A 13,879-nucleotide genomic window follows, 5' to 3' on the forward strand; every position below is an offset into this window, starting at 1 on the left:
AAAAAATTCCGCCAACTATATTGGCGGAATAATCATTTTATAAAATGTAATGGTGAAATTACTTATCACCTTCTTCATTGTTATCCTTTTTACTAGGACTGGATATTGTCATCAAATCAAGTGATTGTCCTATAGCAAACCGATCTGGTCGATACATAGACTCAACATAAGGATAAGGAATCATGTAATCACCAGTAGTCACTGCTCTAACTAAATAAGCAACGCGTTTACGATATTTATTTTCATTGACATAGGTATTGATATTCACCGCAGCAACATATCTATCATCTCTAAATTCCTGATATTTAATCTCGTTAATATCCTCATTTTTTAATAAATCAGCAACCCATGGAATTGTTGATAAATTTACACTGCTATTAGCAAGATTTTGATTTTCTAGCTCCAAACCTGCAGGTAAGAAATCAACAATTAAGGCATCATGCACAGCTTTTTGAGCTGTTACATCTAAAACGACAACCATCATTGAACCTACTTCTATATTCGATGGTATTATCTCTTTACCTTGTAAATCATAATAGGTACGCTTAATAGTTAAAAAACCATCTTGCGATGTTGGTGCTGGAGGTGTTTTTTCATAGCCTGTAACAGAAAATTTAATATAAAGCGGCTCATCATGAGCAGAATTATTAATAGATAATCCTTGTGCTAATCCATCAAAATCATAGGAGTGAGAAACAACTGAATCAACATCATCAATTTTGCCATTTATTGAAACTTTGAATTGATTACCACTTTTATGTTGTTCTAATGTCCAACCAGCAATAAATAACGCATTTAATTCCTGTGTTGAGAAATAACGTTGATCATTTAATAAATCTGACAAATTATATAGATAATTTGCTTGATTATTCTGCGCCATATTATTTTCTATCAATAAAGAAAGAATTAATGACTGATCACGAACTGTACTACCATAATTACCTAACCACCTATCATTATATGTATATGGAGTAGTAAAAACTAACGGCAATAATTTGTCATAGGTTGCCTGATAACCATTTAATTTTGCTGTTACCGCTAAATGAGCTAATGGTAATGGTGAGTAGATAAATGATGTATCACTGCTTATTATTTTATCGGTTAAATAATTAATTTCATTACGCATTGCTGCAGTGATTTTCTCTTGTTTAGAAAGTATCATCAACGCATAGGCTTTAATAGATAATTTATTAAACTCAAGCACGTCTAAATCACCGTAATAACTAAGATTATTAAATGCAGAGGCATCATAAATATATTGACCAATACGCGTCATTGCAGCATCAAGCGCTTTATCATTAACCTGATATCCGCGCTCTTTAGCTTGCAATAAAAAGTCTGTGGCATAGACTGTTAGCCAATGTTCTTCTTCACTATAGTTACTCCATAAACCAAAGCTGCCATTACTACGTTGCATTGATAAAATGCGTGAAATACCTGTTTGAACTTTTTCTCGGCGCTTTTCATCAGAATCAGTTTTAATGCCTAACTGCGCCAGTTGTTCACTGTTAGCATATAAAGATGGGAATAAGCCACTCGTAGTTTGCTCTAAACAGCCATATGGGTAAGCAAATAATCTTTTAATATATTGTGCAATATTTAACGGAGGTTGATTAGAGACCACTAACTGTCCTTCAACAGTATTTTCGATTAAACCAGTTAAAGCTTGGTCTGATAATTGCCAGCTTTCATTTGCATCTACTGCTGAGACATAAGATCTTGAAGTTGCGGCATATGCAGGTCTTATACCAATTGTCCAAGAACGACTTATATTGAAATCAGAATTATCTTCAAGCAAAATGCCTTTTACATCTATCTTTATTGTTCCTTTACCATAACCGTAATCGGCAGCAACAGGAATCTTAATAATATCTTTCTGTTTACTATCTAGTTTTACAGTAACCGATTTTGTTTCATTTTGATGAAGCAAACCACTAGTTGATACCTCAACTTGCATGTTTTGCGTACTACCAGTCAAATTATGCAAATCTAACGCTAAAATCGCTTGATCACCGCCAGATAAGAATCGAGGTGTTGTTAATTCAGCAATAACAGGAGCAGCAACTTTCATCGTTTTTTCAGCTCTGCCAAAACGATTGGTATCCCATGCTTGCGCCATAATTCGTAGTTCACCATTAAAATCAGGCAATGGTAAGTTAATTATCCCTTCGCCTTCATCATTTAACTGAATAGTTTCAAGTTGTTGTGCTACAATTAGGACGTCATTTAATGGTTTTTTACCACCAGCACCCATCGCATCACCACCAAAGCTCATGTTAACATTACGACCTGAAGCTTCAATCAATTTACCATAAACATCGTAAATACTGGTATCATAGCGTTTACGACCTAAAAATCCTGTATATGGATCGGGTGTAACAAAATCAGTTATATTTAATACACCGGAATCAACTGCAGAAACCAAAACTGTGACTTTTTTATCCTTTTGAATAAATTCTTTATCCATTTTGATTTTTATTGGCACAGTAGTTTCTGGTTCAACTTGAGCTGGTGCATTGATTGCAACATTTAACTGACGGTCTGTTGTGTCAATTGGTAAATATAATAACCCAATTGCTCGTTTAACTGTTTGTACAGCAGCATCTGTCGATGGACGAACTATCATAGTACTAATATAAATGTCATGTCGTCCCCAATTTTCAATTGGAATATCAACATCTAAACCATTTTCATCAATAGTTATTGATTTTTTCCAAATGGTACCACCATTACTTTCTAAAGAGATATAACCGGAGCCAGCAACTGGTGCCTGAACATTCACTCTGGCTATATCGCCAACTTTATAAGATGGTTTATCAATAGTTAACTTAACTTGATCTGGCCGTACAGATTTTGTGCCACGAGTATTATCTTCCCAATCATAACCAGCCCAAAAACGGAAACTTGTCACAACATTAGTTTGAGGATCAACAACTTCAACGCGATAAGAGCCATAATCAGTTGGCTGGAAACTTATTTTTGTTGTACTACCTGCATCAATAGATAATTGATTTTCTGAAACCATATATTCACTAGAATTATAGTTTACTCGCCAACCATCCTCATCTGACCAAGTCCAATAATAATTACGACGTTCGCGAATCAACCGAGCTTTTAGTGAATTTGTAGCTAACTTTTCACCTTCAAGATTAATATAAGCAATTTCAAATTCGGCATTATGGTCAATGTCAACGGTAGGACGATCATAATATTCATCCTGATTCCAATCATAATATGGTGAATCTTCAAATAGTGCTCGAATTGCAGGTAATTTATCTGCCGGCCATATGGTTTGTGTCGCATAACGTGTAACCGGTCGACCTCCTGAATCAAGTAGACTTGCTTGTAAAACCAATTTAGCAGGAGACTGTAATCCAGACCAATTATCTTTGCTAACCTCAATTTGAGTTAAACCATCATCATCCAACTCAACTTCAAGAGAATCAAGCTCACGATATAGGCTTTCGTCTGTCACTTTTCCAATTTTGAAGTCAGCTAGGCCAGTAACTGAATCGACGGTCTTTAAATAGAGATTAGCTTCTAAACTGTTACCTATTGCTGGTTCACCATATAAATACCAACCTTTAACATTAAAGTTAATATCTTCATTATTAAGAACCGCCCCGCTTGTAGTACTTTTGATTTCCATTGCCATACGCTCAGGCAAAAACTCTTCAACTTTAAAGCTCCAGTAACGATAATCATCATCGCCTAAATTAAAACGAATTGCCCATTTACCTGTTGCGGCATCATAAGGAATATCAAACGTTTGCTGATATAACCCATTTAAATCAGCATTACTTTTTAATTGGTAATTTTTAATCACTCGACTATCAGGAGAAAGAATATCAACAATGATAGGTTGATCTGGTAATGATTGCCCATCAGCATTACGTAATAATGCATTAAAATAGACGGTTTCTTCTGGACGATAAAGATCACGAGGTCCGAAAACAAACAATTGTTTTTGATAAAAAGGACTACCGGACAAATTGAAATCAGTCAAATTAAGCGCATTACGATCAATATTAACAAACGAAGTTTGCTGGCCATCACTGGCTGTTAATAACGAATAGTCATAATTATTACCTAGGTCAAATTCAGCATAACCATCTTTATCTGTTACTGCTGAAATTGTATGACATTTTTTTCTATTTTCATCTTTACGACACATTAATGATAAATCAATATTTGCTAATGGTTTACCATTATCTAAACCATGAGTCATTACTGCTATCTTAGCATTTTTATAACGATGAACTGACACACCAATATTACTAATTGAAAACAAAGTTGCTGGATTCGATTCGTTATAAATACCTGCTTCATTCATCACAGCAATATAAACACCTTCTTGATTAAGTTCAGCAATATTAGCAAGGTTTACTAAAACTGTTTCTTGTGCATTAGGTTTTGGATGAAGATCGAATCTTGATGAATAAACTAAATCAGCATATTTAGTCAATTCTTTTGAACGCCAAATCGAAAGCAAATCAATAAAACCAAAATCATCCACTAATTTAGATAATTTTTCTGGTTTAATTTTAAAAAAGTTAATATCAATTTTATTTACATTCAGCGTTGTGACAGGTAATCCGCTCATAGATTTACTTGGTAGTAATATACCCGAGCTTGCAAAACCTACTGTAGGTTGGCGGTCTTGAGTCGTAATTTCTTTTTGGTAAACAGATTCTAAATGACTGTCGTTGATAGCTGATAATAATTTATCAATGGTTAAAACCAGTTGTCGATCTGGTTGAAGATAACGATGTTTTAGCTCTAAACCATTATCGGATAATTCCCATGCCCCATCAACATTACCTGTTTTTCTATCAACTAATCTGAGTAAATTAGAAAAATTCAACTTAGGATTAAGAGGTACCGAAAAAGTCACTACTAAAGTACTTGAACCATCAATAATAACTTCAGAGCTATCAATGACGGTTAATTGTTTACCTTTGTACTTTTCAATTAATTCTGGTGTTGGATTAAAGGCATTATGAGATCCAGCCTCAGCTTCAGTTAAAGTTTCTGTTGCAACAGCATTGGTTTTATTGTCAATGACATCTGTTGCTACCTCAGTTTTATCAGCCTGTAGTGAATCTACTGTTTTATCTTTCTGATTATCACAAGCGCATAGCATCAAAAATAAACTTAACACCGCTAAGTGTTTTATCAATCTCATTATTTCACCTAATCCCTTACTGTTACAATGAATGTACTGTTTTTTTTATCGATATTATGCACTTTCAGACAAAGTTTAGCAAAACTTCTTTAATCAGATTTATAATTTTTTTTTATAATTAAGTTATGAATTTTGTTAAAAATTTTGAGGAACGGCCTTTTTGAGAAAGAAAAATAGGCAGTTAGAATTTACTATATTGTCAATAAACTCTAACTAGCGAATAAGTAATAAATTGTAGGTAAACTTAAAGTCAAGTTACTGAGATTTGATAAGCAATTTTTTTAAGATAAAGTTTAAAATAATTCCGTATAACGGTAAAAAGAATAATCCACAGATAATAATTTTAAAGCTATAATCGATAGTAGCAATTTCAACCCAATGCGTAGCCATAAATTCGTCATTAGTTTTATAAAACGCTATAGCAAAAAAGACTACAGTATCAATACCATTTCCTAATATTGCAGAAGCAGAAGGTGCTACCCACCATGCTCTATTTTTACGTAAATAATTAAACACGGTAATATCCATCAATTGACCTACTAAGTAAGCGGCAAAACTCGCTAAAGCAATCCGGAAAACAAAGCTATTAAACTCGGCTAACGCGGAAAATCCCATCCAATGGGTTTCAAAAAACAGTACTGAGATAGAATAAGAAAATAGTAAAGCGGGAATCATCACCACAAAAATAATCTTCCTCGCTAAACTCGCGCCAAAGACCCGAATAGTTAAATCGGTAGTCAAAAAGATAAATGGAAAGGTAAACGCTCCCCAAGTGGTATGGAAACCAAAAATATCAAAAGGGATTTGTACCAGATAATTGCTTGAAGCAATAACCAAAATATGAAAAAACGAAAGCCAACCAAGGGCTTTCATTTGTTGTGCGTGAGTAAATTGGCTAGTTTGTTCTGAATTAGTGTTCAGATACATAAATTTTTCCTTTTTTAATGGGGTAAGTGAACCCAGTGTTACAATTAATTTGAATGATTAAGATATTCGTTTAAACCTTTTTCGCGAAGAATACAGCTAGGACATTTACCACAACCACCATCAACGCCATAATAACAAGTATGGGTGTATTTTCGGACATAATCCAAATAACCAAGTTTATCGGCCATCTCCCATGTTTGAGCTTTAGTGAGATACATTAGCGGTGTAATAAGATTAAAGTTATAATCCATAGCCAGATTCATCGATACATTCATTGATTTAATAAAAATATCACGACAATCAGGATAGCCACTAAAATCGGTTTCACAAACACCAATAATAATGTCGCAAATATCTTGTTGTTTGGCATAACATCCAGCTAGAAGTAAAAACAGCATATTACGACCGTCAACAAAAGTATTCGGGTAATCCCCTTCTTTGGCCACTTTGATTTCTTGCGAGTCATCAATCAAAGCATTATTAGTGGTCTGTTTAATCACCGAAGTATCGATCACCGTTTGTTTAACGCCAAGATCTTCAGCAATCCATTTAGCTTTTTTCAGTTCAATTGCATGACGTTGACCATATTGAAAACTAATGGTTTCGACATTTTCACGACCATAATCAGCAATGGCTTGCAATAAACAAGTAGTAGAATCTTGGCCACCTGAAAAGATAACAAGAGCTTTACGATTTTGCATTTTTAACGAATCCAGTAGAAAGATTAACGATTATCGATTTTTTCAGGATAAAGGTCATGATTAGCCAAGCGATTCAAAGCTATTTGTTGCCAATCAGTACCCGCTTTTCCATAATTAACATAAGGATCGATAGATATTCCACCTCGGGGAGTAAATTTACCCCACACTTCTATATATTTCGGATCCATCAATTTAATTAGATCTTTCATGATGATATTAATGCAATCTTCATGATAATCACCATGATTGCGGAAGCTGAATAGGTAAAGCTTAAGCGATTTACTTTCAACCATTTTAATATTTGGCACATACGAAATATAAATAGTGGCAAAATCAGGTTGTCCTGTTATCGGACAAAGACTGGTAAATTCAGGACAATTAAATTTTACAAAATAATCATTTTCTGGATGTTTATTATCGAATGTTTCTAAAATTTCTGGACAATAGTCAGTAGGATAGCGAACGGATTGATCGCCAAGTAGTGTTATATTACTCATTTTTTTCCTTAGTTTTTTAGCGTGGGAGGTTTACGAACCACGTAATTAGGCGCCCACCATACTCTTTTTAAATAAAAAAGTCCAGTTTAAGCAACGTTGCGTGTCTTAACAAAAAGCACCATTAATACTAGATCAATGGTGCTTATTTATTGAGAATTTAGGTAAAAAGTGTGAGGAAAGCACTTTTTTAATTCAAATATAAATTATTTGCTGGTCAATTGTTTGTAATAATCAGCAAGTTTATCTTTAGCATCAGCTAATTCTTTTTCGGCATCATTTAATTTCGCTTTTAATGCATCGATTGTATCTTGATGAGCATTAACTTTATCTTTTGCATACTCTTTAGTTTTTTCAGCTAATTCTTTGGTTTTATCTGTAACATCTTTAGTTTTTTCAACTACTAATCTTTTATATTTTTGTTCTAAGGTTTCATCAGTACAATTGGTATTAACTTCTTGCAACGCTTTTTCAAGACCTGTCACTTCATTGGTATTATTCGCTTTTTTGGCTTGTTCTATTTTCGTTTCAATTGCTTGCTTTTTAGCATCACAATTTAATCCTTGGTTTTCGTCATTGCTTGATGCATAACTATTTACCGAAAATGCAGTAACTAAAGTGATAATGCTTAACTTACTTAATAACCTTATTGCTGATTTCATATTGATTCCCCTTAAGTTTATTTTCTTAATTGAACACAATCTACTTTATGATCTTTACCTTTGGTTAAAATTAAACTTGCTCGTTCCCGTGTTGGTAGGATATTTTCAATCAAATTTAATTCATTGATATCTCGCCAAAGGCGGTTAGCAATATTCACGGCCTCTTCCTCTGGAAGCTTTGAATAATGGTTAAAGTAAGAGTTAGGATCACTAAATGCCCCAGCTCTAAATTTTAAAAATCGGTTAACATACCAATCGTGTAATAGCGGTAATTGTGCATCGACATAGATCGAAAAATCGACATAATCAGAAACAAATACACGATTATTAGCTTGAGTATAGTTTATGGTGCCTTGTAAAACATTTAATCCTTCAAGAATTAAAATATCTGGACTATCAACAACAATATGTTCATCTTCAACAATATCGTAAACTAAATGAGAATAAACGGGCGCCTTAACTTCTGCTTGTCCTGACTTTACATCAGCAACAAAATTAAGTAATTTTTTGATATCATAGGATTGTGGAAATCCTTTTTTATTCATGATACCACGTTCTTCAAGATAACGGTTAGGATATAAAAAACCATCGGTTGTCACCAATGCAACTTTCCGATGCTCTGGCCAACGAGTCAACAATGCTTTTAGGACACGGGCGGTAGTGCTTTTACCAACAGCTACACTACCTGCAATACCAATAATATAAGGTATTTTTTGACTTTTCCCTAAAAATTTTGATAACACTGCCTGGCGGCTAAAACTGTTGCTTATATAATAATTGAGTAATCGAGATAAAGGCAAGTAAATTTCACTTACCTCATCCATGGATAAATCTTCATTAATACCTTGTAATGAAGTCAATTCTTCTGGCGTTAAAGTCATTGGTACCGCATTACGCAAGCTCGCCCATTCTTGTCGGGTAAATTGCATGTAAGGGCTCAAATGATTTGTCATATTTTATTCTCTATTGCTAGCTGATATAAATAATTTGGCTCAGATTATACTAAATCTATTTTTTTACAATCATAAATTGGTATTATCTCATGCTCATAGCTATATTGATGACTTACTGGTAAAATACGTTTAGTGAGTTAATAATCAGATATTAAATTGAGATTGTATGTTAAAAAATAAATCAAAACAAAAACCTAAAAAAACCCGCCAAGAGATTAATGAAGAATCTCGTGAGTTAAAGCGCAAACGTAAACATAAAGGTTTACCGAGTGGTTCACGTTTTAATGGTCAAGATAACAATCAAAATAACAAAGCAACTAAAACAATAAAAGATCCTCGTGTTGGCAGTAAAAAACCAATTTCATTGGTAATAGATGATAATTCATCTATTAAAAATATAGATAAAATTAATCAACCCAAAATAACTAAAGCCAAGTTAACACCACAACAAGAATTAGAACAACTTGAAAATGATACTAAACTGGATCAATTACTAGATTTGGTAGAGCAAGGTAAAATCTTAACTGACGAGCAACAAACTTATCTTGATAATAAACTAAACCGTATAGACAAACTTATGCAAATATTAGGTTATGAAGATGAAGATTTCGAGGATGAGCAAGAAGAAACCAAAGAAGATATCGTCAGTCTACTTAAACGTAATTAAGTTAGTTTTAGTTAAATATGCATTATAAACATCAATAATCTTATATACAAAATAACCACGATAAAGAGTCATATACCACCATGCTACTATTGATTATGCTAGGTTTATATTTAGGATTATTTATTTGCACATTATTATATTTAAAAAAAACTAATTACATTAAATTAAAAACACAAATAAGAGCAAAACAACGTAATACAGCAAAACGTTATGGAAATGACAATGTCAAACGCAGGATTAAATAAAAATGTGATTCAAACCCAGTTATGGGATCAAGCGTTAATTGAAAAATATAACTATTCAGGTCCAAGATATACCTCTTATCCAACAGCACTTGAATTTAACGAACAGTTTACTGAACAAGATTTCATTTTAGCGACCAACCTTTATCCTGAACGACCATTATCGCTGTATGTACATATTCCGTTTTGCCATAAACTTTGTTACTTTTGTGGTTGTAACAAACTGATTACACGACAAACCCACAAAGTCACTAAATACCTTGATGTATTAGATATCGAGATCGCTAAACAGTCCAGATTATTTAAAAACCGGACTGTAACACAAATGCATTGGGGCGGCGGCACCCCTACTTTTTTAACTGATGCTGAAATTAGCCGCTTGCTCTCATCGATCAAAAAACACTTTAACTTTGCTCAAGATGCCGAACTATCCATTGAAATAGATCCAAGAGAAATAAGTCCACAAACGATTGATCATCTAGCTAATGTTGGCTTTAATCGGTTAAGTATGGGGATCCAAGATTTCAATCATGAAATTCAAAATTTAATTAATCGCGAGCAAGATGAAAACTTGATCCGTTCACTAATTACCCAAGCAAGAAAAAATAACTTTCGTTCTATTAGTCTAGATTTAATTTACGGATTACCTAAGCAAACTGTTGAAAGTTTCACCGAAACATTAAATAAAGTGATTGATATTTCACCTGATAGATTAAGTGTTTTTAATTACGCACATTTACCTAGTCGATTTGCTGCCCAACGTAAGATCAAAGATAATGATTTACCTAATGCGAGTCAGAAATTGAAAATATTACAAACCAGTATTGAAAAATTGACTCTCGCTGGTTACCAATTTATAGGTATGGATCATTTTGCAAAACCAACTGATGAGTTAGCTATCGCACAACAACAAAACAAATTACATCGCAACTTTCAAGGTTATACTACTAAAGGGGATGCCGATTTACTTGGTCTTGGTGTATCAGCGATAAGTATGTTGGGAGACAGTTATGCCCAAAACCAAAAAGATTTAAGAAGTTACCAAGATCAAGTAGAACAAAAAGGACATGGTTTATGGAAAGGATTTACCTTAAATCGTGATGATAAAATACGTCGAGATGTTATTAAACAACTTATTTGCCATTTTCAGCTTGATAAAAAACAGATTGAACAACATTACCATATCCAATTTGATGACTATTTTGCTGAAGATTTAAAACTACTTGCACCACTAGAACAAGATGGATTAGTTGTCGTTAATCAAGATAGCATCAATGTTCAATCTAAAGGCCAGCTTTTAATTCGTAATATTTGCATGTGTTTTGATATTTATATGCGTCGATTGGTGCGACAACAACAGTTTTCACGCGTGATTTAATTGAATAAATTCACGCATGACCATTTAATGATACTGATTTAAATGTTAATGACTGGCTAAATAAACCTTAAATTTAGTCGTTTGAGCAATAATTTCAACACTTTTAAATGTTTCATCCAAGATCGATTGATATGGTAAAAATGAATTTGCCACAATACAAAGATAACCATTTAGTTTTAAGTGTTTTTTTGCTTCCTTAATCAACTTATTAACTGCGGTATAACTTGTTTCTTTGCCATCGTGAAAAGGTGGATTAGAGATAATTAAATGATATTTATCGCTTATATCTGAAAACACGTCACTAGCAATAACACGTGCCACAATGTTATTAGCAGCTAAATTCTCTTTACTTGATTCTAATGCAGCACTACTTACATCAGTTAATGTTAAGCTTATATCTTGATTTAGTTTACCTATTACTGTTGATAATATGCCCGAGCCGCAACCGACATCAAGGATATTTCCTTTGATAATATCACTATGATCCATAAGTGCATTTAATAACAGCTCACTTCCTGCATCTAAGGCTTTTTGGCTGAAGACACCTGGCAAGCTTTTAATTTCGATATCCTGATTTTCAATCGTTAAGTGATAACTAAACCACCAGTCTTTTACTTCAAAAGCCAAACGACTATCAGCTCGAAAATGATATAAACCACATCGTCTTGCACTATCTATTTTTTGGATAGAACCAAAGTTACTTAACAGCCCTTCCACACTTTTTACCCCAGAACGATTTTCACCAATGATAAAAATATCACTATCTTTAGGCATATTGTTCAATAAATATGATAACTGAAATTGTGCTTCACTCTTGGTTTTAGGCCAATAATAAATGAGGGTATTTATATCACTATAAAAAGATGTATCAGGATAGAGCGAAAATATAGTGTTATTAGCTCGTTTACTATTTTTAAAGCTTAAAAAAGTATGATATTGGGAACAATGAATCTTGACGATATTTGCTGCAATAATCGCAGGATAATTGTCTTGAATATCACCAGCAATAAGAATATTTTTATCATCAAAAAATGACTGATGACGTTCAAGTACTTGGCTAGCTGGAGTAAAAACAGATGTTGCCATAATGCCTCAATGAAAAACCTTTATAAATTGAAGCGAAGATTATACAATTAACTTTCTTTAATCCCTAGTAAAACCGTAATCTGACAATGACACAAACTGATTGGTATCTTAAGCAATGTAATATTACTCAATATGTTTTACGCAATTCGACCGTATTCCAGGGAGAACTTGCGACTCATATAGACGAAAAAATTCGTTTAATTGTCGTTGCTAAACAAAAACCAACACAAAAAATATATTACGATATTTTAAAAGCCATCCGTTTAACAGAAGAACAAGTATTATTTCTTACCCCTTCGCAATTAATTATTTCGGCGGATGAAGTGAAAATAGTGACATGGTTTATAGATGTGCTTAGCAATGAACCATGGCAAAATAATTTAACCATAAATACCAGTGATTTAGATTCGCTAGCGAAAGATCCACAACAAAAACGTAAACTTTGGCAGCAGTTATGTGAATATGAAAACAATTTCCATCCTGAATGAACATGATTTAACGGCAGCTTATGAGTTAGAGCTCATATGCCACCCTATCCCTTGGTCTAAAGAAACTTTTTTTTCAAATCAAGGTGAACGTTATATTAATCTTAAAATAACCGTTGATAATAAACTGGTCGGCTTTTGTATTTGCCAACAAGTTGCCGATGAAGCAACTTTATTTAATATTGCAATACATCCTGCCTATAGACAACAGGGATTAGCTAAAGCATTATTAAATCATTTAATTGATAATTTAACAGCCATAAACTCACCACAGGTTATTTCAACTCTGTGGTTAGAAGTTAGAGAATCTAACACGCCAGCAATTGAGTTATATCATTCAATTGGCTTTAATCAAATAACAGTCAGAAAAAATTATTATCCAACTGTTGATGGCCATCAAGAAGATGCAATTATTATGGCTTATACATTAACACTATAAATTAATTTAATGGGAATAATCATGCCCCAAAAAACAGCACTACTATTTGTCAATGGTGAACCTCCAAAAGATATTCCTAGTAATATAAAAGATTATACTTATATTGCCTGTACTGATGGTGCATATCATAGCTATTTATTTAAATCAGCCGTTGAACCTGATTTTATTATCGGAGATTTAGATAGCATTGACTCAACTAGGGCAATTCCGTCAAAAACACAAATTATTCATACTCCAGATCAATCTAAGCCTGATTTCGAAAAAGCATTACTATTTTTAAATAGTAAAGGTGTTACAAAATTTACAATATATGGTGCATCAGGTGGAGCTAGTGATCATTTCTTAGGTAACTTGTCTATAGCTATGCAATACTATCATCAGTTCAAAATGTTGTTTTATGACAATTATTGCTATTTTTTCTTCGCTGATCATCATCAGATTATTGACCACGTAAAAAATCATATTATTTCGTTAATGCCATTGTCGACGGTAACTAATTTGACTATAACTGGCTTTGAATACCCCTTAAAAGATCAAACATTAGTTCTTGGCGGCTGCATTAGTTTACGTAACAAAGCCATTAATGATAAAGTAGAAATCTCTTTTAAAAACGGTGACTTACTAATTTTAGTTCAAAATAATTTGAATTAGATTGACACA

The 13,879-nt window shown here is 33.2% G+C and carries 12 protein-coding genes and 1 riboswitch; of the genes, 5 read left to right on the top strand and 7 right to left on the bottom strand.

Going from position 1 to position 13,879, the window contains the following annotated elements; all coding sequences use genetic code 11:
• Window positions 1-58: 58 nt before the first annotated feature.
• The 6 genes from H3T83_RS07445 to coaA all read right to left on the bottom strand — a co-directional run bounded on the left by H3T83_RS07445 (window position 59) and on the right by coaA (window position 8,922).
• Window positions 59-5,185, bottom strand: a complete 5,127-nt coding sequence (locus tag H3T83_RS07445; protein WP_198215455.1) for an alpha-2-macroglobulin — start codon at window positions 5,183-5,185, stop codon at window positions 59-61.
• Window positions 5,186-5,440: 255 nt separating this feature from the next.
• Window positions 5,441-6,112 carry a 7-cyano-7-deazaguanine/7-aminomethyl-7-deazaguanine transporter gene (locus H3T83_RS07450; protein WP_065614295.1) on the bottom strand — a complete coding sequence of 224 codons (672 nt, stop codon included), beginning with the start codon at window positions 6,110-6,112 and terminating at the stop codon, window positions 5,441-5,443.
• Between the two features lie 44 nt (window positions 6,113-6,156).
• Window positions 6,157-6,813, bottom strand: coding sequence for a 7-cyano-7-deazaguanine synthase QueC (queC, locus tag H3T83_RS07455; RefSeq protein ID WP_198215456.1), 657 nt, complete (start codon window positions 6,811-6,813; stop codon window positions 6,157-6,159).
• A gap of 23 nt (window positions 6,814-6,836) precedes the next feature.
• On the bottom strand, window positions 6,837-7,310 hold the full coding sequence (gene queF / locus H3T83_RS07460; RefSeq protein WP_065578003.1) for a preQ(1) synthase: 474 nt from the start codon (window positions 7,308-7,310) through the stop codon (window positions 6,837-6,839).
• A gap of 2 nt (window positions 7,311-7,312) precedes the next feature.
• Window positions 7,313-7,357: riboswitch (PreQ1 riboswitch) on the bottom strand.
• A gap of 156 nt (window positions 7,358-7,513) precedes the next feature.
• Entirely contained in the window at window positions 7,514-7,969 is a 456-nt protein-coding gene (locus H3T83_RS07465; protein WP_034901394.1) for a DUF1090 domain-containing protein, read from the bottom strand.
• Between the two features lie 17 nt (window positions 7,970-7,986).
• Window positions 7,987-8,922 carry a type I pantothenate kinase gene (gene coaA / locus H3T83_RS07470; protein ID WP_198215457.1) on the bottom strand — a complete coding sequence of 312 codons (936 nt, stop codon included), beginning with the start codon at window positions 8,920-8,922 and terminating at the stop codon, window positions 7,987-7,989.
• A 166-nt stretch (window positions 8,923-9,088) separates the two neighbouring features.
• Between coaA and yihI the strand changes: the two genes are divergently transcribed.
• Together yihI and hemN are read left to right on the top strand one after the other, a co-directional pair.
• On the top strand, window positions 9,089-9,589 hold the full coding sequence (gene yihI / locus H3T83_RS07475; protein ID WP_065614299.1) for a Der GTPase-activating protein YihI: 501 nt from the start codon (window positions 9,089-9,091) through the stop codon (window positions 9,587-9,589).
• Window positions 9,590-9,811: 222 nt separating this feature from the next.
• Window positions 9,812-11,209: an oxygen-independent coproporphyrinogen III oxidase gene (gene hemN, locus H3T83_RS07480; protein ID WP_086354206.1), complete on the top strand. Its 1,398-nt coding sequence runs from the start codon at window positions 9,812-9,814 to the stop codon at window positions 11,207-11,209.
• Window positions 11,210-11,254: 45 nt separating this feature from the next.
• On the opposite strand, the gene rsmC is transcribed toward hemN, so the two are convergent.
• Complete coding sequence (rsmC, locus tag H3T83_RS07485) at window positions 11,255-12,295, bottom strand: 16S rRNA (guanine(1207)-N(2))-methyltransferase RsmC (protein WP_198215458.1); 1,041 nt, start codon at window positions 12,293-12,295, stop codon at window positions 11,255-11,257.
• Between the two features lie 86 nt (window positions 12,296-12,381).
• Between rsmC and H3T83_RS07490 the strand changes: the two genes are divergently transcribed.
• Genes H3T83_RS07490 through H3T83_RS07500 form a run of 3 tightly spaced genes read left to right on the top strand, consistent with a single transcriptional unit; the run spans window position 12,382 to window position 13,870 of the window.
• Window positions 12,382-12,783 carry a DNA polymerase III subunit psi gene (locus H3T83_RS07490; protein WP_034901402.1) on the top strand — a complete coding sequence of 134 codons (402 nt, stop codon included), beginning with the start codon at window positions 12,382-12,384 and terminating at the stop codon, window positions 12,781-12,783.
• Window positions 12,758-13,219, top strand: a complete 462-nt coding sequence (rimI, locus tag H3T83_RS07495; protein WP_086354204.1) for a ribosomal protein S18-alanine N-acetyltransferase — start codon at window positions 12,758-12,760, stop codon at window positions 13,217-13,219. Before H3T83_RS07490 ends, rimI begins: the two co-directional genes overlap by 26 nt.
• Before the next feature lie 21 nt (window positions 13,220-13,240).
• The gene (locus tag H3T83_RS07500; protein ID WP_198215459.1) at window positions 13,241-13,870 is read left to right on the top strand and encodes a thiamine diphosphokinase; all 630 of its coding nucleotides are present in this window, start codon (window positions 13,241-13,243) and stop codon (window positions 13,868-13,870) included.
• Window positions 13,871-13,879 lie beyond the last annotated feature (9 nt).

It is taken from the genome of Gilliamella sp. M0320, from assembly GCF_016101635.1.
Taxonomy (GTDB): Bacteria; Pseudomonadota; Gammaproteobacteria; order Enterobacterales; family Orbaceae; genus Gilliamella; species Gilliamella apis.